This window comes from Pseudomonas sp. FW305-70 (assembly GCF_058783925.1).
Window position 1 is genome coordinate 1 of the sequence record NZ_JBYSYZ010000025.1, and the last position, 23980, is coordinate 23980.

Annotated in this window: 20 protein-coding genes; 10 read left to right on the forward strand and 10 right to left on the reverse strand. The window is 60.9% G+C overall.

Going from position 1 to position 23980, the window contains the following annotated elements; translation table 11 throughout:
* Positions 1 to 164 precede the first annotated feature (164 nt).
* Positions 165 to 1052, forward strand: a complete 888-nt coding sequence (rarD, locus tag AC3WN7_RS18400; RefSeq protein ID WP_095964118.1) for an EamA family transporter RarD — start codon at positions 165 to 167, stop codon at positions 1050 to 1052.
* A gap of 215 nt (positions 1053 to 1267) precedes the next feature.
* On the opposite strand, the gene AC3WN7_RS18405 is transcribed toward rarD, so the two are convergent.
* Positions 1268 to 1786, reverse strand: a complete 519-nt coding sequence (locus AC3WN7_RS18405) for a glycine cleavage system transcriptional repressor (RefSeq protein ID WP_095964119.1) — start codon at positions 1784 to 1786, stop codon at positions 1268 to 1270.
* Positions 1787 to 2332: 546 nt separating this feature from the next.
* On the opposite strand from AC3WN7_RS18405, the gene AC3WN7_RS18410 reads away from it, so the two are divergent.
* Positions 2333 to 4510, forward strand: coding sequence for a malate synthase G (locus AC3WN7_RS18410; protein ID WP_102674529.1), 2178 nt, complete (start codon positions 2333 to 2335; stop codon positions 4508 to 4510).
* Between the two features lie 208 nt (positions 4511 to 4718).
* Here AC3WN7_RS18410 and AC3WN7_RS18415 read toward each other — a convergent pair whose 3' ends face one another.
* Positions 4719 to 5165 (reverse strand): response regulator, encoded by a 447-nt coding sequence (locus AC3WN7_RS18415; RefSeq protein WP_095964121.1) that lies wholly within the window; start codon positions 5163 to 5165, stop codon positions 4719 to 4721.
* Positions 5166 to 5418: 253 nt separating this feature from the next.
* Here AC3WN7_RS18415 and AC3WN7_RS18420 point away from each other — a divergent pair, with 253 nt between their 5' ends.
* The 7 genes from AC3WN7_RS18420 (at position 5419) to AC3WN7_RS18450 (ending at position 14531) form a co-directional block, all read left to right on the forward strand.
* Positions 5419 to 7359, forward strand: a complete 1941-nt coding sequence (locus AC3WN7_RS18420; protein WP_102674528.1) for a putative nucleotidyltransferase substrate binding domain-containing protein — start codon at positions 5419 to 5421, stop codon at positions 7357 to 7359.
* Positions 7356 to 8063 carry a 3'-5' exonuclease gene (locus AC3WN7_RS18425; protein WP_007980367.1) on the forward strand — a complete coding sequence of 236 codons (708 nt, stop codon included), beginning with the start codon at positions 7356 to 7358 and terminating at the stop codon, positions 8061 to 8063. The genes AC3WN7_RS18420 and AC3WN7_RS18425 overlap by 4 nt, the downstream gene beginning before the upstream one ends.
* Before the next feature lie 226 nt (positions 8064 to 8289).
* Entirely contained in the window at positions 8290 to 8808 is a 519-nt protein-coding gene (locus AC3WN7_RS18430) for an RNA polymerase sigma factor (RefSeq protein WP_015097109.1), read from the forward strand.
* Positions 8805 to 9779, forward strand: a complete 975-nt coding sequence (locus AC3WN7_RS18435) for a FecR domain-containing protein (protein WP_095964123.1) — start codon at positions 8805 to 8807, stop codon at positions 9777 to 9779. Before AC3WN7_RS18430 ends, AC3WN7_RS18435 begins: the two co-directional genes overlap by 4 nt.
* 130 nt (positions 9780 to 9909) lie before the next feature.
* Complete coding sequence (locus AC3WN7_RS18440; protein ID WP_102674527.1) at positions 9910 to 12345, forward strand: TonB-dependent siderophore receptor; 2436 nt, start codon at positions 9910 to 9912, stop codon at positions 12343 to 12345.
* 72 nt (positions 12346 to 12417) lie between these two features.
* Positions 12418 to 13548 carry a PepSY-associated TM helix domain-containing protein gene (locus AC3WN7_RS18445; protein ID WP_102674530.1) on the forward strand — a complete coding sequence of 377 codons (1131 nt, stop codon included), beginning with the start codon at positions 12418 to 12420 and terminating at the stop codon, positions 13546 to 13548.
* Positions 13549 to 13901: 353 nt separating this feature from the next.
* Positions 13902 to 14531, forward strand: a complete 630-nt coding sequence (locus AC3WN7_RS18450; RefSeq protein WP_173862096.1) for a glutathione S-transferase — start codon at positions 13902 to 13904, stop codon at positions 14529 to 14531.
* A 210-nt stretch (positions 14532 to 14741) separates the two neighbouring features.
* Here AC3WN7_RS18450 and creD read toward each other — a convergent pair whose 3' ends face one another.
* From creD to rloA2, 4 genes are all read right to left on the reverse strand, one after another.
* The gene (gene creD / locus AC3WN7_RS18455; protein ID WP_102674524.1) at positions 14742 to 16112 is read right to left on the reverse strand and encodes a cell envelope integrity protein CreD; all 1371 of its coding nucleotides are present in this window, start codon (positions 16110 to 16112) and stop codon (positions 14742 to 14744) included.
* A 204-nt stretch (positions 16113 to 16316) separates the two neighbouring features.
* Positions 16317 to 17735 (reverse strand): two-component system sensor histidine kinase CreC, encoded by a 1419-nt coding sequence (gene creC / locus AC3WN7_RS18460; protein ID WP_102674523.1) that lies wholly within the window; start codon positions 17733 to 17735, stop codon positions 16317 to 16319.
* Complete coding sequence (gene creB / locus AC3WN7_RS18465) at positions 17735 to 18415, reverse strand: two-component system response regulator CreB (protein ID WP_095964128.1); 681 nt, start codon at positions 18413 to 18415, stop codon at positions 17735 to 17737. The genes creC and creB overlap by 1 nt, the downstream gene beginning before the upstream one ends.
* Positions 18416 to 18474: 59 nt before the next feature.
* Complete coding sequence (gene rloA2 / locus AC3WN7_RS18470; protein ID WP_095964434.1) at positions 18475 to 18981, reverse strand: retropepsin-like aspartic peptidase RloA2; 507 nt, start codon at positions 18979 to 18981, stop codon at positions 18475 to 18477.
* Between the two features lie 164 nt (positions 18982 to 19145).
* Between rloA2 and yihG the strand changes: the two genes are divergently transcribed.
* On the forward strand, positions 19146 to 20033 hold the full coding sequence (gene yihG, locus AC3WN7_RS18475; RefSeq protein ID WP_095964129.1) for a 1-acylglycerol-3-phosphate O-acyltransferase, YihG family: 888 nt from the start codon (positions 19146 to 19148) through the stop codon (positions 20031 to 20033).
* Position 20034: 1 nt separating this feature from the next.
* Here yihG and AC3WN7_RS18480 read toward each other — a convergent pair whose 3' ends face one another.
* From AC3WN7_RS18480 to AC3WN7_RS18495, 4 genes are all read right to left on the reverse strand, one after another.
* Positions 20035 to 20601, reverse strand: a complete 567-nt coding sequence (locus AC3WN7_RS18480; RefSeq protein ID WP_102674522.1) for a DUF2780 domain-containing protein — start codon at positions 20599 to 20601, stop codon at positions 20035 to 20037.
* A 220-nt stretch (positions 20602 to 20821) separates the two neighbouring features.
* Positions 20822 to 22021 (reverse strand): formaldehyde dehydrogenase, glutathione-independent, encoded by a 1200-nt coding sequence (gene fdhA / locus AC3WN7_RS18485; protein WP_095964131.1) that lies wholly within the window; start codon positions 22019 to 22021, stop codon positions 20822 to 20824.
* Between the two features lie 211 nt (positions 22022 to 22232).
* Entirely contained in the window at positions 22233 to 23090 is an 858-nt protein-coding gene (gene purU, locus AC3WN7_RS18490) for a formyltetrahydrofolate deformylase (protein WP_007981374.1), read from the reverse strand.
* A 150-nt stretch (positions 23091 to 23240) separates the two neighbouring features.
* On the reverse strand, positions 23241 to 23873 hold the full coding sequence (locus AC3WN7_RS18495) for a sarcosine oxidase subunit gamma (protein WP_102674521.1): 633 nt from the start codon (positions 23871 to 23873) through the stop codon (positions 23241 to 23243).
* Between the last annotated feature and the right edge of the window lie 107 nt (positions 23874 to 23980).

Below are 23980 nucleotides of genomic sequence, written 5' to 3' on the forward strand. Positions count from 1 at the left end.
CGGCGTGTCATTCAACATTGATGTCGACTGACACGCCGCCTTCGCGAGCAAGCCCGCTCCCACAGGTTCTGTGTTCACAAATGACTTACCTATTCAATCAGGACATTCGCAGACAAATCTCCTTACAATCCCTTCTTTGTTAGCTGCCTAAGCAAGGATTCTGCATGCAAGCCGCCAACCCGCGTCGCGGGTACATTCTGGGTCTGAGTGCCTACATCATCTGGGGACTTTTCCCCCTCTATTTCAAAGCCATCGCCAGCGTGCCCGCCGTGGAAATCATCATCCACCGGGTGTTGTGGTCGGCGCTGTTCGGCGCCTTGTTGCTGATGGTGTGGAAGCATCCCGGCTGGTGGCGCGAGCTGCGGGAGAACCCGCGACGCCTGGCGATCCTGGCCCTGAGCGGTGCGCTGATCGCGGCCAACTGGCTGACCTACGTCTGGTCGGTGAACAACGGCCGCATGCTGGAGGCCAGCCTCGGTTACTACATCAACCCCTTGGTGAACGTGTTGCTGGGCATGCTGATCCTTGGCGAACGCCTGCGGCGCATGCAGTGGATTGCCGTCGGTCTGGCAGCTGTGGGTGTGGCGCAACAGGTCTGGCAAGTCGGCAGCCTGCCGTGGGTGTCGCTGGTGCTGGCACTGACCTTCGGTTTCTACGGGCTGATTCGCAAGCAGGCACCGGTCAAGGCACTGCCGGGGCTGGTGGTGGAAACCTGGATGCTGGTGCCGATCGCCATTGCCTGGTTGCTGTTCAATCCGACCGCCCACAGCGCTCAGGCCGAGTTCTGGACCACGTCAGAAGCCTGGTGGCTGGTGGCAGCCGGGCCGGTCACGCTGGTGCCGCTGGTCTGCTTCAACGCGGCTGCGCGGCATTTGCCCTACACGACACTGGGCTTTCTCCAGTACCTGGCGCCGACATTGGTGCTGCTGCAAGCGGTGCTGCTGTTTGGCGAGCACCTGTCGTCCAGTACCCTGGTAGCGTTCATGTTCATCTGGGCCGGCCTCGCGGTTTACAGCGTCGATGCGTGGCTCAGTTTGCGTCGTCGCAGCTGATCAAAAAACACACAAACCTCTACAGGCCACGAGTTCCGTGGCCTGCATCATTCCTTCCCAAGGTTATCCACAGCGTGATCCCCGCCGATTGTGCGCAAGTGGCTGAAACTGCTGGTTTTTTGATCAGATCCTGAAGAGCCCCGGTCGGCGTGGCCTGGCGGGGTGTCTCTACAGGTTATCCACAGGCAGGTGCACGTTTAACTTGGATAACCTGATCAGGGCTCACTGCGCAGCACCAATTCGACCATCAGATCGTCGGCCAGGGTTTCCAGGCGCGATTGCAGTACGTCCAGCGACAGCGTCAGCGGAACGGCAAGAATCGCTTCGGCATGGAACAACGGCTCGCTGCTCATCGGTGCCGGGCGCACTTCGGTAACCAGCCGTTCCAGACTCACCCCCTGCTCGCTCAACAAGCGTGTGATGTCACGCACGATCCCCGGGCGATCATTGCCCACCAGTTCCATCGCGATCGGCTTCCAGGTGCAGGATTGTTCGATGCTGCTTTCGGCGATCAATACGCGAATGCCCTGGGTGGACAAGCCTTGCAGGGCATCGACCAATTCATCATAGGCCTCGGCCGGCACCCCCACCCGCAGAATGCCGGCGAATTGTCCGGCCATGCGCGACATGCGGCTTTCCAGCCAGTTGCCGCCGTGCTCGGCAATGCATTGGGCAATGCGCTCGACTTGCCCGGGCTTGTCCGGTGCGAAAACGGTGAGTACGAGGTGGTCCATGGCGCAGCCCTCTGGTCATGATTTTTGTTATAGAGAACCAAGTATAGGCAAGGGTTGGACCTGCGCCGACAGGTCAGGCGCCTTCGCGAGCAGGCTCGCTCCCACAAGGGTTGCGCGGGCCTTTGTGGGAGCGGGCTTGCTCGCGAATGGATGCACCGCCGATCTGACTGACCCAACAAATCGTGTACAACTTTTGATATTTAACTGGAACAATCTAGTGGTTTTTTGAGAACATCCTGTTCCGCGCCGTGACCGCAATGCGTCATGAGGTCGCAGAACGACGTGATTAGTCTAATTTTCACATCCGCAATTCATCATGTAGTATGCCGCAGCGCGCACTACATAACGTTGAATCGATGTCTGCCGCCGGCCCGTTCGCAACCCTGAAAGCCCTGTCAGCAAGGCCTCAAGCCGTTGATTGGTCCCAACCCAGCCGCCCGTCATGGGCATGTACTGGCAGAGGGGTTTGTGGTTTAAATGGCCAAAGGCTTCATTGTTAATTTGAAGAGCTGAAAAGCGAAATAGCTGAGCAGAGTGAGGCAAGCAATGACTGAACACGTTCAAGTCGGTGGCCTGCAGGTCGCCAAAGTCCTGTTCGACTTCGTGAACAACGAAGCCATTCCCGGTACCGGCCTCACCGCCGATAAGTTCTGGGCCGGTGCCGACAAGGTCATCCATGACCTGGCGCCGAAGAACAAAGCCCTACTCGCCAAACGCGATGATTTCCAGGCTCGTATCGACGGCTGGCACCAAGCGCGTGCTGGTCAACCGCACGACGCCGTGGCCTATAAAGCCTTCCTGCAAGACATCGGTTATCTGCTGCCAGAAGCGGCCGATTTCCAGGCAACGACGCAAAACGTCGATGACGAAATCGCCCGCATGGCCGGCCCGCAGCTCGTGGTGCCGGTGATGAACGCCCGCTTTGCGCTCAACGCCTCGAACGCCCGCTGGGGCTCACTGTACGACGCGCTCTACGGCACCGACGCCATCAGCGAAGCCAACGGTGCGGAAAAAGGCAAAGGCTACAACAAGGTGCGCGGTGACAAGGTCATCGCCTTCGCCCGTGCCTTCCTCGACGAAGCGGCGCCATTGACGGCCGGCTCCCACGTCGATTCCACTGGCTACAAGATCGTCGATGGCAAACTGGTGGTCGCCCTCAAAGGCGGCAGCAACACCGGCCTGCGCAACGACGCTCAGTTGATCGGCTTCCAGGGCGATGCCGCGGCACCGACCGCGATCCTGCTGAAAAACAACGGCCTGCATTTCGAAATCCAGGTCGACGCCAGCACCCCGGTCGGCCAGACCGACGCGGCCGGCGTCAAAGACATCCTGATGGAAGCCGCACTGACCACCATCATGGACTGCGAAGACTCGGTTGCCGCCGTCGATGCCGATGACAAAGTGGTGATCTACCGCAACTGGCTCGGCCTGATGAAGGGCGACCTGTCGGAAGCCGTCGCCAAGGGTGGCCAGACCTTTACCCGTACCATGAACGCCGACCGCACCTACACCGCGGTCGATGGCAGCGAACTGAGCCTGCACGGTCGTTCGTTGCTGTTCGTACGCAACGTTGGTCACCTGATGACCATCGACGCGATCCTCGACAAAGATGGCAATGAAGTGCCGGAAGGCATTCTCGATGGCCTGGTGACCTGCCTGTCGGCGATCCACAACCTCAACGGCAACAGCTCGCGCAAGAACAGCCGCACCGGCTCGGTCTATATCGTAAAGCCAAAGATGCACGGCCCTGAAGAAGCCGCGTTCACCAACGAGCTGTTCGGTCGCATCGAAGACGTGCTGGGCCTGCCACGCAACACCCTGAAAGTCGGGATCATGGACGAGGAGCGTCGTACCACGATCAACCTCAAGGCCTGCATCAAGGCGGCGAGCGAGCGTGTGGTGTTCATCAACACCGGTTTCCTCGACCGCACGGGCGATGAAATCCACACCTCCATGGAAGCCGGCCCGATGGTGCGCAAGGCGGACATGAAGGCGGAAAAATGGATCGGCGCCTACGAGAACTCCAACGTCGATATCGGTCTGAGCACCGGCCTGCAAGGTCGCGCGCAGATCGGTAAAGGCATGTGGGCCATGCCGGACCTGATGGCAGCGATGCTCGAACAGAAAATCGCTCACCCGCTGGCCGGTGCCAACACTGCCTGGGTACCTTCGCCGACCGCCGCTGCACTGCATGCACTGCACTACCACAAGGTTGACGTGTTCGCCCGTCAGGCCGAACTGGCCAAACGTGCCCATGCATCGGTAGACGACATCCTGACCATCCCGTTGGCGGTGAACCCGCAGTGGACCGCCGAACAGATCAAGAACGAACTGGACAACAATAGCCAGGGCATTCTCGGTTACGTGGTGCGCTGGATCGACCAGGGCGTCGGTTGTTCGAAAGTGCCGGACATCAATGACGTCGGCCTGATGGAAGACCGTGCCACGCTGCGTATTTCCAGCCAGCACATCGCCAACTGGCTGCGCCATGGCATCGTCACCGAAGAGCAGGTCATGGAAAGCCTCAAGCGCATGGCGCCGGTGGTTGACCGGCAGAACGCCGGCGACGCGCTGTACCGTCCGCTGGCCCCGAACTTCGACAGCAACATCGCCTTCCAGGCGGCGGTCGAACTGGTGGTTGAAGGCACCAAACAGCCGAACGGTTACACCGAGCCGGTTCTGCACCGTCGGCGTCGCGAGTTCAAGGCCGCCAATGGCCTGTAACTGAGCGCCTGCGCCGGACATGAAAAAGCCCTGATCGAAAGTTCAGGGCTTTTTTGTTTGCATGACCTGTTGCTCTTTGTGGGAGCGGGCTTGCTCCGGGCGGCGTTCCGACGAAAGCGGTGCATCTGCCAAAAAATACTCGACTGACACTACGTATTCGCGAGCAAGCCCGCTCCCACAGGGATTGTGCAGTGGTTACCGGCTTGGACTAAGGCTCCATCCCAAGCTCATGCTTGACCAACACCAGCAGCTTGTCGGCGTCAATCGGCTTGAGCAGAAAGTCCACCACACTCAAATGCATCGCGGCGATCGCATCTTTTACGTCGGCATCGCCCGAGACGATGATGACCGGCAACGCCGCCCGTACCGACTCGCGCACCTGGCGGATCAGCTCCAGCCCATCGACGCGCCCCATGCGCAAGTCGGTAATCACCAGTCCGATCGAAGGTTTCTCCTCCAACATCTTGAGTGCCACTTCGCCACTGGCCGCTGTTATGCAGGGAATGCCCTCCAACGCGAGGATCTCTGACAGCAGCTCCCGGGCGTCCTTATCGTCATCGACGACCAGCACCCGTTGCAGCGGCAGGTCAGGCTCCAGCATGACTGCACTCAGCGCTTCGCGCTCGGCGTCGCTCAAAATATCGTGGTCGGACATGGCGTTCTCTACATGTTCAATTCAATTCCCTAGCACAGTTATGAGACATCGCTAAGCTGACCACCAATGTGCACTCCGACAGATAATTTTCCAATAGGGGGGCCGAGAGGTTTTTCGCACACTTGCGTAGGATTTTTCCGACATTTCAGGACGCTAACAGCCTACCTAGACTTACGTCCAATGGGCACCCCGGCTACAGGGGTCGACCATGTATGGGTCATCCGACTACAACAATTCAAAATAGACTGCGGTAATGGTTATGAGTAAAGCGGACGCCTTCACACAGGCAGGGAAAACCGCGGTGTTGCAGAACATCCAGGGCACATTGCAATTCCTTCAGCGCTTCCCGCCTTTCAACCAGATGGAACACGCGCACCTGGCGTATCTGGTCGAGCAATGTCAGCTGCGTTTTTACGCTCCCGGCGAGAGCATCATCAAACCCGCCGACGGCCCGGTCGAGCACTTCTATATCGTCAAGCAAGGCCGGGTCGTGGGCGAGCGTCCGGATACGGCAAAAGGTGGCACCGAAACGGTCTTCGAGATCGCCACCGGCGAATGTTTTCCCCTCGCGGCGTTGCTGGGTGAACGGGCCACCCGTACCGAGCACCTCGCCGGTGAAGACACCTTTTGCCTGCAACTGAACAAGCCGGCGTTCATCCGTCTGTTTTCGCTATCGGACACCTTCCGCAACTTCGCCCTGCGCTGCGTCAGCAGCCTGCTGGACCAGGTCAACCAGCAAGTGCAGCAAAAAGCCGTGGAAACCCTCGGCACCCAATATTCGCTCAATACCCGACTGGGCGAGTTGGCCATGCGCCACCCGGTGTCATGCGCCCCGCAGACGCCCTTGCGCGAAGCCGTGACGTTGATGCACGAACAACAGGTCGGCAGCATCGTGGTGGTCGATGAACTCAAGGTGCCATTGGGTATTTTCACCCTGCGCGACCTGCGTCAGACCGTGGCCAACGGCAGCACTGATTTCAACGAAGCCATCGAAGGGCACATGACCCGAGCGCCGTTTTTCCTGTCGCCGGACCACAGTGCATTCGACGCGGCGATTGCCATGACCGAGCGTCACATCGCCCATGTCTGCCTGGTCAAGGACCAACGCTTGTGCGGCGTGGTTTCCGAGCGCGATCTGTTTTCCCTGCAACGGGTCGACCTGGTGCACCTGGCGCGCACCATCCGCAACGCACCGAAGGTGGAAAACCTGGTGGCGCTGCGGGGCGAAATCGGCCAACTGGTCGAACGCATGCTGGCCCATGGCGCGTCTTCGACACAAATCACCCACATCATTACCCTGCTCAACGATCACACCGTGTGCCGGGTGATCGAACTGACCCTCGCCGAAAAAGGTGATCCCGGCGTGCCATTCAGTTGGCTGTGCTTCGGCAGTGAAGGCCGTCGCGAGCAGACCCTGCACACCGATCAGGACAACGGCATTCTGTTCGAAGCCAGGGATGCAGCCCATGCCGCCGAGATTCGCGGCAAGTTGTTGCCCATCGCCCAGCAGATCAACCAGAGCCTGGCGCTGTGCGGCTTCACCTTGTGCAAGGGCAATATCATGGCCGGCAACCCCGAGCTGTGCCTGTCCCGGGCCGAATGGGCGCGGCGCTTTGCGGCGTTCATCCGCGAGGCCACCCCGGAGAACCTGCTCGGTTCGAGCATCTATTTCGATTTGCGCGTGGTCTGGGGCAGCGAGCAAGGCTGCGAGCAGTTGCGTCGGGGCATTCTCGATCAGGTCGGTGACAACCGTTTGTTCCAGCGCATGATGGCCGAGAATGCGCTGCGCAATCGCCCGCCCGTAGGGCGTTTGCGCGAGTTCGTGCTGACGCGCAAAAATGGCGAGAAAGCCACCCTGGACCTGAAGATCCAGGGCTTGGCACCCTTTGTCGATGGCGCCCGACTGCTGGCCCTGGCCCATGGCATCGAGGCCAATAACACGCTGGAGCGTTTTCGCCAATTGGTCGCCAAAGAGGTCATCGAGCCCCTGGACGGCGCCGCGTACGAAGAGGCCTATCACTTCATCCAGCAAACCCGCATGCAGCAACATCAATTACAGACCCGGGAGAATTTTCCCTACTCGAACCGGGTCGATCCCGACAGCCTCAATCACCTGGACCGGCGCATCCTGCGTGAGTCCTTGCGTCAGGCCCAACGCCTGCAGAGCAGCCTGACCTTGCGGTATCAGTTGTGAGCCTGTTTTCATGGCTGCGTCCGCCGAGCCCCACCCTGCCCGCCGACCTGCAACATCGCCTGGAACGCTTGCCAGCCGCTGCCGCCTTGGGCGAATGCAGCCTGCGTGAGCAGCGCTGGGTGGTGCTCGATCTGGAAACCACCGGGCTGAACCTGAACAAGGACCATGTGTTGTCGATTGGCGCGGTAGCGATCGAGGACGGGGCCATCGATTTTCGCCAGCAGTTCGAACGCACCTTGCAATATCCGCAAGTCAAACTCGGCCCCAGCGTGCTGATCCACGGCATTGGCCCCAGCGCCATTGCGGCGGGCAGCGATCCCGCAGAAGCGCTGGTGGACCTGATGGAATACCTCGGTGACAGCCCGGTACTGGCCTTCCACGCGCCGTTTGACCAGCACATGCTCGGCCGTGCGTTGAAAGATCACCTGGGCTTCAAGTTGCAGCATCCGTTTCTGGATGTGGCGGACATTGCACCGCTGCTATGCCCCCAAGCGCACTTTCGCGAGGCCGGGCTGGACGACTGGATCGACTGGTTCAAGCTCGAAGTCTTCGAACGTCACCACGCCAGCGCCGACGCCCTGGCCACCGCTGAACTGGCACTGATCCTGTTCAGCCGCGCGCGGCAGCAGCAGATTCATAGCCCGCTGAATTTGCAACAGCGCTTGAGTCAGTGGAAGCGTCGGCAACAAGCGCCGTCCTTCTGACCTATACGCAATCCCTGTAGGAGCGAGCTTGCTCGCGAAAGTCGTCAACGGTAACGCGTTTTTCTGGCAAGACCGAGGTGTCAGATAGTTTTTCGCGAGCAAGCTCGCTCCTACAGGGGCCTTCGCCAGATTCCCACCCGACCAACGCCGATTGCGGACCTCCCGCGCCTCTGCCACAATCGCGAACAATTCTCGTTAGTTAACACTTCCCAAGCGGTGATGCGGCGTGTCGTCAGTCCCAAGCCCTCAAAGTGAGCTCGTCGGTGCGTTATATCGCGACCATCGCGGTTGGCTATTGGCCTGGCTTCGACGCAATGTCGCCTGCCCACAGCGGGCCGAAGACCTGAGCCAGGACACGTTCGTGCGCTTGCTGGGCCGCGAGGAACTGAAGGAACCCCGCGAACCGCGGGCATTCCTGGTGGCCATCGCCAAGGGCCTGCTGTTCGATTATTTCCGTCGCGCCGCGCTGGAGCAGGCTTACCTCACCGAACTGATGCTGATTCCCGAAGCCGAACAACCGTCGGCGCAAGAGCAGCAGATGATCCTCGAAGACCTGAAAAACATCGACCGTTTGCTCGGCAAGCTTTCCACCAAGGCCCGGGCGGCGTTCCTCTACAACCGTCTCGACGGTCTTGGCCACGCAGAAATCGCCGAGCGCCTGGGGGTATCGGTGCCGCGGGTGCGCCAGTACCTGGCCCAGGGCATTCGCCAATGCTACATCGCGCTGTACGGTGAGCCGACATGAACCCGCTCGGTTCCAAACCGGTATCGGCCAACGTGCTGGACGCAGCGATTGCCTGGCAGTTGTCCATGGATGGCGCCAACCCGGTAGAGCGCGAAGAATTCGCCAAGTGGCACGCTGCCCACGAGGAGCACGCCCGTGCCTGGCGCCAGTTGGGCATGCTCGACCAACGCTTCAGCGCAGCCAGTGGCCCGGCCCGCACTGCCCTGCTGCAATCGCGCGAAGGCATCCGCCGACGGGTGCGCAAGCTCGGCAATGGCGTGGCGAGCGTGGTGGCCGTGATCGGCCTGGCGCTATTTGCCGGGCCACGTTACCTGCCGATCGATTACTGGCTGGCCGACCAGCGCACCGCTGTTGGCGAGCAGCGCACCCTGCGCCTGGCGGATGGCACACTGGTCAATCTCAACACCCACAGCGCCCTGGATGTGCGCTTCGATGAGAAGCAGCGGCGCATCGTGCTTCAGGAAGGCGAAATCCTGGTTGAAACCGGCCATGGCGATCCCCGGCCGTTCATCGTCGAAACCCGTGAAGGCAGCATGCGCGCGCTGGGTACGCGGTTTCTGGTCAAGCGTGAAGAAGAAGGCACACGCCTGAGTGTGTTGCAGTCGGCGGTGGCGGTTCACCCCGAGTCCAGCCCGGATGAACGGATTCTGCGCGAAGGCCAGCAGGTGTTGATCCGCAATAACGGCCTGGGTCCGGTTCTGGCCGTCAATTTCGGCGCGGATGCCTGGACCCGCGGCATGCTGGTGGTGGACAACACGCGGCTGGAAGATCTGGTGCATGAAATCGGCCGTTATCGACCCGGTTACACAGGCGTCGCGCCGGAAGTCGCCGACCTGCGCATCACTGGCAGCTTCCCGCTGCGTGATACCGACCTGGCGCTCAATGCCCTGCTGCCGACTCTGCCAGTGCAGATTGAACAGCACACGCAGTGGTGGGTGAAGGTAGTCGCCAAGGCCGAAACAAAGCCCTGAATCCGCACACAGAACCCTTCAGTGCTTATTGAATAACTGAATACAAATTATTTTCATCCACCCCTATCACTTTCTGATTCTCGTTCGGCACACAGGCAATTGAGAAATATTTCCATTCAGGAGCCGCTGTATGTCCCGTTCGCTGAACACCCTGTTGCGCCCCAGTTTGCTGGCGGTCGCCGTTGCCCTTTGCACCCCTTTGGGCAGCAGCCAACTGGTCGCCGCTGAGCAGGCGTCAAGCGTTCGCGCCTACAACCTGCCAGCCGCACCACTGGCCAGCACCCTGAACCAGATCGCCAGCCAGGCCGGCCTGGCCTTGTCGTTGAACCCCTCCCTGGCGGCAGGCAAAACCTCGGCGCCCGTCAACGGCCAGTTCGACGCCGCCGGCGCCCTGCGCGAGGCCCTGCGCGGCACCGGGCTGCAAATGGAGCAAAGCAGTGCCGGCACCTACAGCCTGGTGGCCGTGCCCGAGGGCGTGATGGCTCTGCCGGCAACCAGCGTGATTGGCGTGGAAGACGCTGAAAGCGCCTGGGGCCCGGTGCAAGGCTACGTGGCCAAGCGGACCGCCGCCGGCACCAAGACCGATACCGCGCTGGTCGAGGTACCGCGCTCGATTTCGGTCGTCACTCGCGAGCAGATGGACGACCGCAACGCGCATACCCTTGACGCCGCCGTGCGCTACCTGCCGGGCATCACCGCCAGCAGCTACGGCAGCGACACCCGCGCTGACTGGCTGCGGGTGCGTGGTTTCGAGCCGACTCAATTCCTCGACGGCCTGCCCCTGCCAAAAGGCGTATACGCCAACCCGAAACAGGAAACCTGGAACCTCGACCGCCTGGCCTTGCTGCGCGGCCCGGCCTCGTCCGTGTACGGCCAGACCCCGCCAGGCGGTCTGCTGGACATGGTCAGCCGTCGCCCGAGCGCCGAAGCCAGCAGCGAAATCCAGCTGCAGTACGGCAGCGACAACCATCGCCAGATCAACTTCGCCAGCACCGGCAAGATCGACGACGAAGGCCGGTTTCTCTATGGCGTGAGCGGCGTGGTGCGTGACGGCGGCACCCAGATCGACCATATCGATGACAAGCGCTACAACATTGCGCCAAGCCTGACCTGGAACATCGACGAAGACACCCGCTTCACCCTGCTGACGCAGTTCACCCGTGACGATACCGGCGTTACCAGCCAGTTCTATCCGATTCAGGGCACCAAGATCGACATGCCGTTCGGCAAGATCTCGCACCACAAGAACCTGGGTGATCCGGACTACGATTTCTACGACCGCACCTATTACGCACTCGGTTATGCCTTCGAGCATCGCTTGAACGATGTATGGCAGTTCCGCCAGAACCTGCGCTACACCAAGTCGGACCTGTCGTTCCAGACGGTCACCGTCAACAGCTACTTTCCCTCCATCGGATTTGTCGTAGACGATGAAGGCAACACCGGGCGCGGCACGACCAATGTCGACGAAGACATCAGCCAGTTCGCCGTGGACAACAACTTCCAGGCCGTCTTCGCCACCGGCGACATTAATCACACGCTGTTGATCGGCCTGGACCACCAGCGCAGCAACACCAACTACACCTCGATCTTTGGCAGCGCACCGGCCATCAACGTCAACGATCCGGTCTATGGCTTGCCGATCACCCGTCCACCACGCTCCTCGGCGTTTTATGACTATGACCAGAAGACCTACCAGACCGGTCTGTACGTCCAGGATCAAATGGCCCTCGACCAATGGCGCCTGACCCTCGGCGGTCGTGAAGACTGGGTGCATACCGGCACCAAATTCTTCAACAAGGGTGATGCCACCAACACTCAGCGCGACAAGAACTTCAGCGGCAACGCGGCGATCAGCTATGTGTTCGACTCGGGCTTCGTGCCTTACTTGTCCTACGCCGAATCGTTCCAGCCGGCCAGCAATGCTGTCGCCTCGCCGACCGATTCGTTCAAGCCGACCAAAGGCAAGCAGTGGGAACTGGGTATCAAGTACCAGCCACCGGGCAGCAACACACTGCTGACGGCCGCTGTGTATGACCTGACCCAGAAAAACGTTTCCGTCACCAACAATGTGGGCAACGTGACGGTCACCAGCCAGACCGGCGAAGTGAGAGTCAAAGGCCTGGAGCTGGAAGCCGTTTCCGACGTGACCGAAAACCTCAAGGTCACCGCCGCCTACACCTTGGCCAAGTCCGAAGTGCAAGACGGCGCATTCAAGGGCAATCGCCTGCAACTGATGCCTAACCAGCAAGCATCGGTATGGGGCGACTACACCTGGCACAACGGCGTACTCGACGGCTTCGGCATCGGCGCCGGCGCGCGCTACACCGGCAACACTTACGGCGACGAGGCCAACACCTGGCTGGGCAAGGCCGACGCCTACACGGTGTTCGACGCCGCGGTACACTACGACCTCGGCCGCCTGGACAACAGCCTCAAGGGCGCTTCGCTGGCCGTTAACGCCACCAACCTGTTCGACAAGGACTACATCTCGACCTGCGACAGCTTCTACTGCTACTACGGCGACCAGCGCAGTGTCGTCGCCAGTGCAACCTACAAGTGGTAACACGTTGAGCTGATACGCCCAATGACCAAGCCGTCCCCAAAGGACGGCTTTGGTTTTTCTGAAGGCCATGAAATGAAAAGTAAAACAATTCGCCGCTGGTCCGCTGTTCATACCTGGACCAGCCTGATTTGCACGGTGTTCCTGTTGCTGCTGGCACTGACCGGCCTGCCGTTGATCTTCCATCACGAGATCGACCACCTCCTCGGTGATGCAGCCGAACTGAAGCAGATGCCGGCAGACACCCCGCGGCTTGATTTGCAGCAACTGGTAGCGGCGGCTGAAAAGCATCGCCCTGGCGAAGTCATGCAGTATTTCGGCTTCGAGGACGACGAGCCCAATGCCGCGATTGCGATCATGGCCCCTACCGCCGGCACCGAGCCCAATTCGTCCCACACCTTCATGCTCGACGCCCGTACCGGCGAGGCCCTGGAGATGCCGTCGGCCAACGGTGGTTTCATGATGGTCATGCTGCGCCTGCACGTGGACATGTTTGCCGGCTTACCGGGCAAGCTGCTGTTAGCGTTCATGGGCATTCTGTTCGTGGTGGCGATCGTCTCCGGCACCGTCTTGTACCTGCCATTCATGCGCCGCCTGAAGTTCGCCACCGTGCGCCAGGACAAATCCACCCGCCTGCGCTGGCTCGACCTGCATAACCTGATCGGCGTCGTGACCTTGACCTGGGCCCTGGTGGTCGGCGTGACCGGCGTGATCAGTGCCTGCGCCGACCTGATCATTGCCGCTTGGCGCAACGACAGCCTGAACGCGATGGTTGCGCCGTACCGCGATGCGCCACCGTTGACGCAACTGGCGCCGGCCACCCGTCTGCTCGACATCGCCAAGGACGTCGCGCCAGGCATGCAACCGGACTTCATCGCCTTCCCCGGCACGCGGTTTTCCAGCGAGCACCATTACGCGGTGTTCATGAAAGGCAGCACGCACCTGACCTCGCACCTGCTGACGCCGGTGCTGATCGACGCCAGCACCCTGCAAGTCACCGCCGTGGCCGAACGCCCCTGGTACATGGATGCCATGGGCATGTCGCAACCGCTGCACTTCGGCGACTACGGCGGCATGCCGATGCAAATCCTCTGGGCGACCCTGGATGTGCTGACCATCATTGTGCTCGGCAGCGGAGTCTACCTGTGGGTGGTGCGGCGCAAGGCTGCCAGGCCTGTGCTGGAAAAAGCGGAGAACGTGGCATGAAGCCCCGGCAGTCGAATTTCCGGAAGGTCTTTGCCATTCCCACCGTCATCGCGGTGCTCAGCGCGGCAGGGCTGTTTGCCGCGTTGCTCGGCGATGGTGTGTGGGATTCACTGAGCTGGGTGGGGCTGGGCATCCCGGCTGTGCTAGCCCTGCGCGGCCTCCTGCAACGCCGCTGCCCCCCTGTAGGAGCGAGCTTGCTCGCGATGGACGTCAACGATAACGCGGGAAACCTGACACCCCGCGGCGTTCCCAAGTCCATCGCGAGCAAGCTCGCTCCTACAGAGGCGGGCCATCTTGAGCTATCGCCCCAACACGCTATGCTGCCCGACTCTGCCACCGATCGAGACGCTGCCATGTCCGCCCCGAGCATGACCCTGTACCACAACCCGCTCTCACCCTTCGTTCGCAAAGTCATGGTGCTGCTGTACGAAACCGGTCAACAGGACCGCGTGGCGCTGCAGACCAGCGTCCTCACCCCGGTAACCCCGGACACGGCCCTGATCGACGACAACCCCCTGAGCAAAATCCCGGCCCTGCGCCTGGCCGATGGCAATGTCATCCATGACAGCCGGGTCATCCTCGACTACCTCGATCAGCAGCACGTCGGCAACCCGCTGATCCCCCGCGAAGGCTCGGCCCGCTGGCGGCGCCTGACCCTCGCGTCCCTTGCCGACGGGATCATGGACGCGGCCGTGCTGGTGCGCTACGAAGTCGCCCTGCGTGCCCCGGAGAAACACTGGGACGAATGGCTCGACGGCCAGCGCGACAAGATCCGCCGCGCCCTGGCCCTGCTGGAAAAAGACGCGATTGCCGAGCTGACCTGCCACTTCGACGTGGCCGCGATCAGCGTGGCCTGTGCACTGGGTTACCTCGACCTGCGCCATCCGGATCTGGATTGGCGCACGGCGAATCCACAACTGGCGGGGTGGTACTTCGAGGTGAGCCAGCGGCCTTCGATGATTGCGACGATGCCGAAGGCTTAGAACTTCGCTGGCTGTACTGGCCGCTTCGCGAGCAGGCTCGCTCCCACAGTAGGTCGTCGGTGCGTACAAATTTTGTATTCACTGGAGAACCCTTGTGGGAGCGAGCCTGCTCGCGAAAATACCAACGCGGTTCATCAGGCAACCACTGCAAAATCCGAGTCACTAACACCTCGCTCCAGCGCTGATCCTCGCGCAACCCCACCGACCGGTTCATTGCACCGCTCCAATATCGAAGTCCAACGGTTTCACCGCTTTCTGCCCAACCCCATACCAATCCAGCTTGCGGGTCAGCACCATGAACACGCCCAACAAGCCGAACAGCAGCAACGAGCCCATCAACAGCGCGTAATCCTCGGCGCTCAACACGCCGTAAAGCAGGCCGTACAACGCCGTCAGTCCCGCGGAGAAGCTCAACCCGTTCACGACACTGCGCAGCACATGGCACACATAAAAACCGATCAAGGACACGCAGCCAGCCGCCGACAACAGATAGGCCAGCCCAAAACCGATGTGCTCGGACAGCGACAGCAACAGTAGATAAAAGAACGCCAGGGCCACCCCCACCAGCGCGTATTGCACCGGGTGCACGGCCAGGCTTTTCAACACTTCGAAGAGGAAGAAGCCGGCGAACGTCAGGACGATGAACAGCAGTGCGTATTTGATCGCCCGGTCGCTTTTCAGGTACTGGTCCACCGGGTCGATAAAGCTCACGCCGAAGCTGCGGCCGCTGAAGGCTGCGCAGTCACCGCCGGTGACACAGCTGCTCAAGGCCTCCTGCAGATTGGTGGAGAAAAACGACGCCTGCCAGTTGGCGGTGAACCCCTGATCGGTGACGTTACGCTGGGCCGGCAGATAGTTGCCAATGAAGCTTGGGTGAGGCCAGTCGGCGCTCAGCGAGACTGTGCTGGTTTTACCCACCGGCAATACCTGCAACACGCCCGTGCCTTGCAGGCGCAGGTTAAAACCGAAAGCCAGCTCCGCGGCCTGTTCGGTGTTCAGCGCCGGCAGTGTCACGTGCACGCCCTCACCCAGCCAGCCGACCTGGCTACCGGGAATGAAGTCCAGGCTCTGGCCGTCGAGCTCGAGTTTCAAGGCATTTTCGATACCACGGATGTCGCTGATGCCAACGGCGAGAAACGGCGGGTCGAACCGGTAATCGGCAAAGTCTTCCTTGATTCCGAGCCGCGCCGGCAGCGAAAAAAGCCCACTGATGCGATTGTCGGCATGAAACAGCCGCGCCTGGTAAATCCCCCGGGAGCGCAACTCGGTCTGCACCTGGCCGTCGAGCTCGAAGCGTTCCGGCAGGAAATACAGACGACCGCGCTCTTCGCTGATGTCTTGATAACGCTCGTTGGTTTTTTCACGAGTCTTCCAGGTGCGCACCACTTTGCGATACGGCACCACCAGCAACGGACCGCTCACCTGCTGGCTGAAACTGGAACTGCGGGCAATGTCGTCGAGCACGCCGTCGCGCAATTGCTGACGGTCGCGGATCACACCGTTGATCATCAGCAGCGGGATCAGCAACAACAGAATCAACAGGGCAATCGCCCCGAGTTTTAGGGTCAGGCTACGGTTCATGGGACTCTCCCTGTTTTGGATGGGGAAAGTCTGGCGTGGCTGTGTGGGGGTTTTATGGGAGAAATGTGGGGATTATGTGGAGACTTGACCGACCCCATCGCGAGCAAGCTCGCTCCCACATTTGATCTTCGGTTCGCATATATTTTGTGTTCGCGGGAGATCCCATGTGGGAGCGAGCCTGCTCGCGATGGCCGCGACTCGGTCCTAAGGCAGGCGCAACGTGACCTCTACACCACAGTCGACATTACCGACACTCATCTCCCCACCATGCAACTTGACCACCTCTTCAACGAAGTTAAGCCCCAACCCTGTGCTTTTTCGCCCACTGTCCGGACGCGGCAGTGAGTAGAAGCGCTCGCTCAAGCGCGGCAACGCATAGTCTGGAATCGCCTCGGCCTGGTTAAAAAGCTTGAATTCGATTTGCTCACCGATCTTTGTGGCACTGAATCGCAGCAAGCCACGAGCCGGGGTGAAATCCAGAGCGTTCTCCAGCAGATTTCCCAGCGCCTGACGCAACAGGAATGGCTCACCGGTCACGGTCAGATCCGCTGCAATGGTTTGCTCCACACATAACTGCTTGCCTTCGATGCGCGCCGCCTGAGCGCTCAGCAATTCATCGACCAACTTCGCCAGCGGCACCGCTACCCGCTCCTCCAGCCCTTGGCGCTGCTCGACCTGGGCCAGGTTCAACAGCCGTTCGATCAACTGCTGCATGCGCGCACTTTCGCTATCGATGTTGCCGACGAAACGCTGTCGCTGGATCGGCGGCATCTCGCCCTGCAACAGTTCCGCCGCGCCACGAATGGCTGCCAGCGGACTCTTCAACTCGTGGGTCAGTGTGTGCACGTAACGTTCGACGTAGGCCTTGCCTTCAAGCTGCGTGCGCATCTGCTCCACCGCCGTGGCCAATTGTTCCAGCTCACCACCGCGATAATGCGGCACTTCAACCCGCCGGCCTGCACTGACGCCTTGAGCGTACGCTGTCAATCTGCGCAGGGCGCGGCTCAACCACCAGGACAACAACGCGCCGAACAGCAAACCGAGGCCGATCAGCCCGGCGCCATACGCCAGCAACCGGCGCTCCGTGCGATCCACATAAGGCTGCAACGAGCTGTTGGGCTTGGCCACGGTGACCACGCCAATGATCTGGCCGTTGTCGCGAATCGGCGCGCCGACATGCATCACCGAAGACCCCGGATCGTTCGGATCACCGCGGGTGGAGCGAGCGCCGTATTCGCCGCGCAGGGTCAGGTACACGTCGTTCCAGCGCGAGTAATCCTGCCCCACTGCCACCCCACTGGAATCCAGCACAACGATGCCCTTGGCGTCGGTGACGTAGATGCGGTGGTTGACCTGATTCTTCGGCAAGCCCCAGATTTTCGCCGCCGGCTGGCGCTCACCATAAGCCTTGAGCAGTTGCGGCCAGCGGTTCTGATTGAGAGTGCCGGCCTTGAAATCGTCGCGCAGGATCTCGGCCATCAGGTTGGCGGTATCGACCAGGGTTTCTTCGGTGGACTGGCGAACGCCCGGGCGGATCTCTTGCATGACCGTGTTGAGCACAAAGTAGCCCGTCAGGCCGATGAACAGTGCGTAGACCAGGAAGAACCGGATTCCCAGCGGCATCAGCTGTGCCCCGGGCTGTAGCTGTAGCCAAGGCCGCGGTGGGTCTGGATCGGTTCGGCGTCAGCCTTCACCCGTCGCAACTTGGCGCGCACGCTCTTGATATGGCTGTCGATGCTGCGCTCGTAACCGGCGTCGGCGGCCACGCCCAGGGCATCGAGCAACTGTTCGCGGCTGAAGACGCGCTCGGGCTGTTCCAGCAGGCATTGCAACAGGCGGAATTCATGGCGGGTAAGGGTCAGCAGTTGACCGCGATAACTGATTTGCACACGGTCGCTATCGATACGAAACAGCGTCGTCGATGGTTCGCTCACCGTGCGGGGCGCCATGCGCTTGAGAATCGCCCGGACCCGCGCCGCCACCTCCCGCGGGCTGAACGGCTTGACCACGTAATCGTCGGCGCCGATTTCCAGGCCCACGACGCGATCGATCTCGCCATCCCGGGCACTGAGGAACATCACCGGCACTTCGCTGAAGCGCCGCAGTTGCTTGCAGGTTTCGAAGCCGCTGATGTCCGGCAGGCCGATATCGAGAATGATCAGATCCGCCGGAGTCTGACGCTGATGCTCCAGCGCCGCCGCGCCAAGGCTCAACCATGTGGTGGTGAAGCCCTCGCCTTGCAGGGCGAAAATCAGGGTGTCGGCAATGGCCGCTTCGTCTTCGACAATCAGGATATGAGGCATGGCGTCCGAGCCCGGCAGGGATGTGGGCGAACGGTGCCCCAAGCCTCACACCCCGTCAATCAGCAATCGGGCTTGTCCGCCGTGAACCGCCGTGCCGGGTTCACCGCCGCACCGAACTCGCGCAACGCCTTGGCGCCGATCAGCAACGGGTAGTTGAAGCTGCTGCGGTCCGTCAGGTTGACCTCCACGGTGCGCTTGACGTTGCCCAGGCACAGCTCCAGATCGACCACCGGACGCTTGCTCGGCGCGACAACTTCGCTGTCCTCCTCGTCCTCTTCAGAGCGGGTCTTGATCTTGCTGATGCGCGCGACCTTGTGTTCGTAGACCTGGTTGCCCGCATCCTTGGTGCCGAGGCGGAAACGCACCCAGTCTTCGCCGTCACGCTTGAAGGTTTCGATGTCCTTGGCCGACAGGGATGCGGTCAGGGCGCCGGTGTCCATTTTCGCCTTGAGGACTTGCCCGCCGATTTCCGGCAGGGCGATGTATTCGTAACGCCCGTACAGGGTCGGCTCGGCGGCCATGACCGGCAAAGCGATGAGGGAGAGCACTGCAAGGAGGGATTTCACGTACTGGGCTTCCATAAGAGTGAACTGCCGGATTTTAGACCGTTGTTCGCTTGATCGTTCCCCCAAGGTTACCGCCCCGGAGGTGAAACATTCGTCACCCCCGATTTGGCCTGTCCCCCGAAGCTGCTTATCATGGCGCGCCCAACCGCTTCGACGAGTGACTTATGCGCCGCCTGCTCACCGGCTGTTTCGTGACCCTGCTGCTTCTGCTCAACACCCTGGTCCTGATCGGGCCATTGCTGGTGTTTGCCCTGCTCAAGCTGATCCTGCCCGGCCGTTTTCGCGACTACGCGTCCTGGACCGTGATGTGGATCGCCGAAACCTGGTCGGAAATCGACAAGCTGATTTTCCGCGTCTGCATCCCCACTCAATGGGACATCCGTGGCGGTGAAGATCTGCGCCGCGATACCTCGTATCTGGTAATCAGCAACCATCAATCCTGGGTCGACATCCCGGCGCTGATCCAGACGCTGAACCGGCGCACGCCGTTCTTCAAATTCTTCCTCAAGAAAGAGCTGATCTGGGTGCCCTTCCTGGGTCTGGCGTGGTGGGCGCTGGATTACCCGTTCATGAAGCGCTACAGCAAGGCGTTCCTGGCCAAACACCCGGAGCTGGCGGGCAAGGACCTGGAGATCACCCAAAAGGCCTGCGAGCTGTTCAAGCGCCAGCCGGTGACGGTGGTCAACTATCTGGAAGGTACGCGCTTCACCGCAGCGAAAAGCGCTCAACAGCAGTCACCCTTCACTCACCTGCTCAAGCCCAAGGCTGGCGGCGTGGCATTCGTGCTGGCGGCAATGGGCGAACAGCTGGATGCCATTCTCGATGTGACAGTGGTTTACCCGCAGCAGAAGATTCCGGGGTTCTGGGACCTGATCAGCGGCAATGTGCCAAGGGTCATCATCGACATCAAGACCCGCGAACTCGACCCGGCGCTGTGGCAGGGCGATTACGAAAACGATCCGGTGTTTCGCGAGAAGATCCAGAACTGGGTCAACCAGCTCTGGATCGAGAAGGACCGGCGCATCGACGCCTTGCGCGCCGAGCGCTACTGATTCAGCTACCGGTGCCGGCCCCGGCGCCCCAGATGTTGCCCAGGCTGCTCAGCAGCGTACCGCCGACGCCCTGCTGACCGAGGTACTGCAAGAGCACCGGGGTAAACAGGCCGATCATGCCGCTGTCCATGCCCAGGGCGCTGAAGGCGTTGTTCAGGTCGTTGCTGTCCTTGACGTTGCCCAGGGCATTATCCAGCCCTGCAGCTTTGCCGCCGGAGCCGAGCAGGCCGGCCAGCGCACCCAACTCACCGCCGCCCGAGAGCATGTCGATACCCGGCACGCTTTTGGCCAGTTCCGAGTAGTCGGTCGAACTCAACTGGTTCTTCGCCAGGCCCAGCATCGCCCCGGCGCCGCCAATGGCTTGCTGTGGGGTGATGTCCAATTCACTGAGGGTGCTCAGCAAATCGGCTGTCTGCGGCGTCGGTGCGGCGGTCGCGGTCGCGGTCGCGTCATCGCCCTTCATGCCGGCAATGACACTGGCAGCATCACTCAGGTTGAACTGTGCAAAGGCCGGGCTGGCAGCCAGGGTCAGGAGTGATGCCAGTGCAAAACCGCGTGAAATCTTCATTCAGACATCCTCGATGAACACCGCCCGGCAATGGGCGGCAAAAAACTGTGCATTGGACTGACGCTCTCAAGGATTGTTCCCGGCCCTGCGAGCTTGTCGCGACTCTGTAGGCGCTGCCGAAGGCTGCGATCTTTTGATCCTGGCGTGAATCACCAGTTCTGAGTAACAGCCCAAACAAAACGGCGACCCGAAGGTCGCCGTTCTGGTATTGCCCGAACGCTTAAGCAGCGCTGAACATCTTGTGCGGATCGATCACAAACTTCTTCGGCACGCCGGCATCAAACTCGCCATAACCCTGCGGAGCCTGATCCAGGCTGATCACCTGAACGCCCACCACTTCGGCGATGTTGATACGGTCCCACATGATCGCTTGCATGAGCGCGCGATTGTACTTCATGACCGGGGTCTGGCCGGTGTGGAAGCTGTGGGACTTGGCCCAGCCCAACCCGAAGCGGATGCTCAGGCTGCCCATTTTCGCGGCAGCGTCGACAGCACCCGGGTCTTCGGTCACATAGAGGCCGGGAATGCCGATCTTGCCGGCCACACGCACCACGCCCATCAACGAGTTGAGGACGGTGGCCGGCGCTTCGTGTTTCACGCCGGCATGGCCATGGCCACGGGCTTCGAAGCCGACAGCGTCGATGGCGCAGTCAACTTCCGGCTCGCCCAGCAGTGCAGCGATCTGTTCGTGCAGCGGCGTGTCCAGGGACAGGTCGGCGATCTCGAAGCCCTGGGCCTTGGCGTGCGCCAGGCGAACGGTGTTGACGTCACCGACGATCACCACCGCCGCGCCCAACAGGCGAGCCGAAGCCGCCGCCGCCAGACCGACCGGACCGGCACCCGCGATATACACGGTGCTGCCTGGGCCTACGCCGGCAGTCACGGCACCGTGATAGCCAGTCGGCAGGATGTCGGAAAGGCAGGTCAGGTCGCGGATTTTTTCCATCGCCCGATCGCGGTCCGGCAGTTTCAGCAGGTTGAAATCGGCATACGGCACCATGGCGTATTCCGCCTGGCCGCCGGTCCAGTCACCCATGTCGACATAACCGTAAGCACCGCCTGGGCGAGCCGGGTTGACGCTCAGGCACACACCGGTGTGCATTTCCTTGCAGGAACGGCAGCGCCCGCAAGCCACGTTGAACGGTACGGACACCAGGTCGCCGATTTTCAGGTTCTCGACGTCACTGCCCTTCTCGATCACTTCGCCGGTGATTTCATGGCCCAACACAAGGCCGGTTTGCGCCGTGGTACGCCCGCGCACCATGTGCTGGTCGGAACCACAGATGTTGGTGGAAACCACTTTGAGAATGACCCCGTGCTCGATCTTGCGACCGCGCGGGTCCTGCATTTTCGGATAGTCAATCTTCTGCACTTCGACCTTGCCAGCGCCGAGATACACCACACCACGATTGCCAGACATGCTTTCACCTCGCTGTTGTTTTTATGTAGCGGTCGCGTCGCCATGGATCGGCGGCGCGTTGATTGCCCGGGTTATTGCCTTTGTTTTTTTTTGCGTTGTCTGTCAGGGCCTCTTCGCGAGCAAGCCCGCTCCCACATTTGATCTCTGGTGTGATCAAGATCTGTGTACTCACACAAATCCCTGTGGGAGCGGGCTTGCTCGCGAAAGCGATCTAAAGAACGACGGTGCGATTGGCGTTAAGGAACACGCGGCGCTCAATGTGATAACCCACCGCCCGCGCCAGCGTCAGTCCTTCGATATCTCGCCCCTTGGCGATCAAGTCTTCCGGGTAATGGCTGTGGTCCACTGCCTCGACGCCCTGGGCAATGATCGGGCCTTCATCAAGGTCGTTGTTGATGTAATGCGCCGTGGCGCCCACCAGTTTCACCCCCTTGTTATAGGCCTGGTGATAGGGCTTGGCGCCCTTGAACCCGGGCAACAGGGAGTGGTGGATGTTGATCGCCTTGCCATCGAGCTTGCGGCACAACTCTGGCGACAGCACTTGCATGTAGCGCGCAAGGATCACCAGCTCGGCACCGGACTCTTCGATCACCTGCCACACCTGACGCTCTTGCGACGGCTTGTCGTTCGGGTCCAGCGGGAAGTGGTAGTACGGAATCTGGTGCCAGTCAGCCAGTGGCTTGAGGTCCGGGTGGTTGGAGACCACCGCGGCCACGTCCATCGACAGTTGGCCGATGCGCTGGCGATAGAGCAAATCGTTGAGGCAGTGATCGGCCTTGGAGACCATGATCACCACTTTCGGCCGATAGTTCGGCGCGGTCAGTTCGAAGATCATGCCGAAGGCTTCGCCACGCTCGGCGAGCCCCGCGCGGAATGATTGCTCATCAAAGCCGTCGGGTTGACGGAATTCCACTCGAATGAAGAAACGGCCCGAGAGCCGGTCATCAAAGGAATGGTGTTCGGTGACGTAGCAGCCCTGCTCGAACAGAAAGCGGGTCACCGCATCCACGGTGCCGAGGACACTGGGGCAGTCGGCGGTCAGAATCCATGTGTCTGGGGCGCGGCTCATGGTGCGGTGACTCCTGTGAGATCGGTGGATGCCTACTGTAGGAGCGAGCCCTGCTCGCGATGGAGGCCAATGATGACGCGTACTTTCTGATTCAACGCGTTGCCTTGAAGTCCATCGCGAGCAGGCTCGCTCCTACAGTGACAGGGGTGATCAAGCCTGAACGCTGAGGCCATACTCGGCAGATGCATCCTGCAACCACAGCCACCAGTAATCCGAGAAGCTGCGACGAATCAGCAGTTCCCAAGTGTCTTCGGCGGTGTGACGGATCATCAGTTGCGACTTGGCGAACACCGTGCCGACCGCTTTGCCCACCGGGAAGTTGTTCGGGTGCACGTCATAGCTGGTGGACTTCATCAGCACCTGGCGCACGTTCGGGCCGCTCAGTTCGAGGAGTTGCTGGCCGCCGCTGACGTTGACGATTGCAATGTGCAAATCGCCCAGTGCTTCGCGCAGTTTCTGTTCGGCGGCAAACTCTTCACCGGTCGGCACGATCAGCAGCCATTCATCCGGCCCCATCCACTGCAGGCTGGTCTCGCCTTTGACGATGACGCTCAACGCACCCGGCAACTCAATGCCAAGAGCCTTGTGCACACCGGCGGCGAACGCGGCATCGTGGCCGTCGCCACGAATGGTCAGGTGGCCGAGGAGTTTTTTCTCACGCACGGTCACGCCGGCGTTCTTGCGACCCTTGCCCACCAGGCTGGCGAGGTCGGCATGATGCAACGACGACTCGGCCTTGGCCCCGGAGGTTGGGCGTTGTTGGTAAACATTGGCTGCGGTCATAAAGCACCTGTTCTGAATTCTGTTGTGCGGTTGGTCTCAACCTTTGTGGTGACTGGACTGCCGACTTCGCGGGCAAGCCCGCTCCCACATGGATTGATGCCTGACTC

What these genes read in the sequence shown, in the direction of transcription:
- AC3WN7_RS18415 (WP_095964121.1), bottom strand. Translation starts at nt 5,165, where the DNA reads ATGTCCGACCACGATATTTTGAGCGACGCCGAGCGCGAAGCGCTGAGT.
- creB (WP_095964128.1), bottom strand. Translation starts at nt 18,415, where the DNA reads ATGCCTCATATCCTGATTGTCGAAGACGAAGCGGCCATTGCCGACACC.
- AC3WN7_RS18410 (WP_102674529.1), top strand. Translation starts at nt 2,333, where the DNA reads ATGACTGAACACGTTCAAGTCGGTGGCCTGCAGGTCGCCAAAGTCCTG.
- AC3WN7_RS18435 (WP_095964123.1), top strand. Translation starts at nt 8,805, where the DNA reads ATGAACCCGCTCGGTTCCAAACCGGTATCGGCCAACGTGCTGGACGCA.
- AC3WN7_RS18480 (WP_102674522.1), bottom strand. Translation starts at nt 20,601, where the DNA reads ATGAAGATTTCACGCGGTTTTGCACTGGCATCACTCCTGACCCTGGCT.
- creC (WP_102674523.1), bottom strand. Translation starts at nt 17,735, where the DNA reads ATGCCGCTGGGAATCCGGTTCTTCCTGGTCTACGCACTGTTCATCGGC.
- yihG (WP_095964129.1), top strand. Translation starts at nt 19,146, where the DNA reads ATGCGCCGCCTGCTCACCGGCTGTTTCGTGACCCTGCTGCTTCTGCTC.
- AC3WN7_RS18405 (WP_095964119.1), bottom strand. Translation starts at nt 1,786, where the DNA reads ATGGACCACCTCGTACTCACCGTTTTCGCACCGGACAAGCCCGGGCAA.
- AC3WN7_RS18445 (WP_102674530.1), top strand. Translation starts at nt 12,418, where the DNA reads ATGAAAAGTAAAACAATTCGCCGCTGGTCCGCTGTTCATACCTGGACC.
- AC3WN7_RS18495 (WP_102674521.1), bottom strand. Translation starts at nt 23,873, where the DNA reads ATGACCGCAGCCAATGTTTACCAACAACGCCCAACCTCCGGGGCCAAG.
- AC3WN7_RS18450 (WP_173862096.1), top strand. Translation starts at nt 13,902, where the DNA reads ATGTCCGCCCCGAGCATGACCCTGTACCACAACCCGCTCTCACCCTTC.
- AC3WN7_RS18420 (WP_102674528.1), top strand. Translation starts at nt 5,419, where the DNA reads ATGGTTATGAGTAAAGCGGACGCCTTCACACAGGCAGGGAAAACCGCG.
- purU (WP_007981374.1), bottom strand. Translation starts at nt 23,090, where the DNA reads ATGAGCCGCGCCCCAGACACATGGATTCTGACCGCCGACTGCCCCAGT.
- creD (WP_102674524.1), bottom strand. Translation starts at nt 16,112, where the DNA reads ATGAACCGTAGCCTGACCCTAAAACTCGGGGCGATTGCCCTGTTGATT.
- fdhA (WP_095964131.1), bottom strand. Translation starts at nt 22,021, where the DNA reads ATGTCTGGCAATCGTGGTGTGGTGTATCTCGGCGCTGGCAAGGTCGAA.
- rarD (WP_095964118.1), top strand. Translation starts at nt 165, where the DNA reads ATGCAAGCCGCCAACCCGCGTCGCGGGTACATTCTGGGTCTGAGTGCC.
- AC3WN7_RS18440 (WP_102674527.1), top strand. Translation starts at nt 9,910, where the DNA reads ATGTCCCGTTCGCTGAACACCCTGTTGCGCCCCAGTTTGCTGGCGGTC.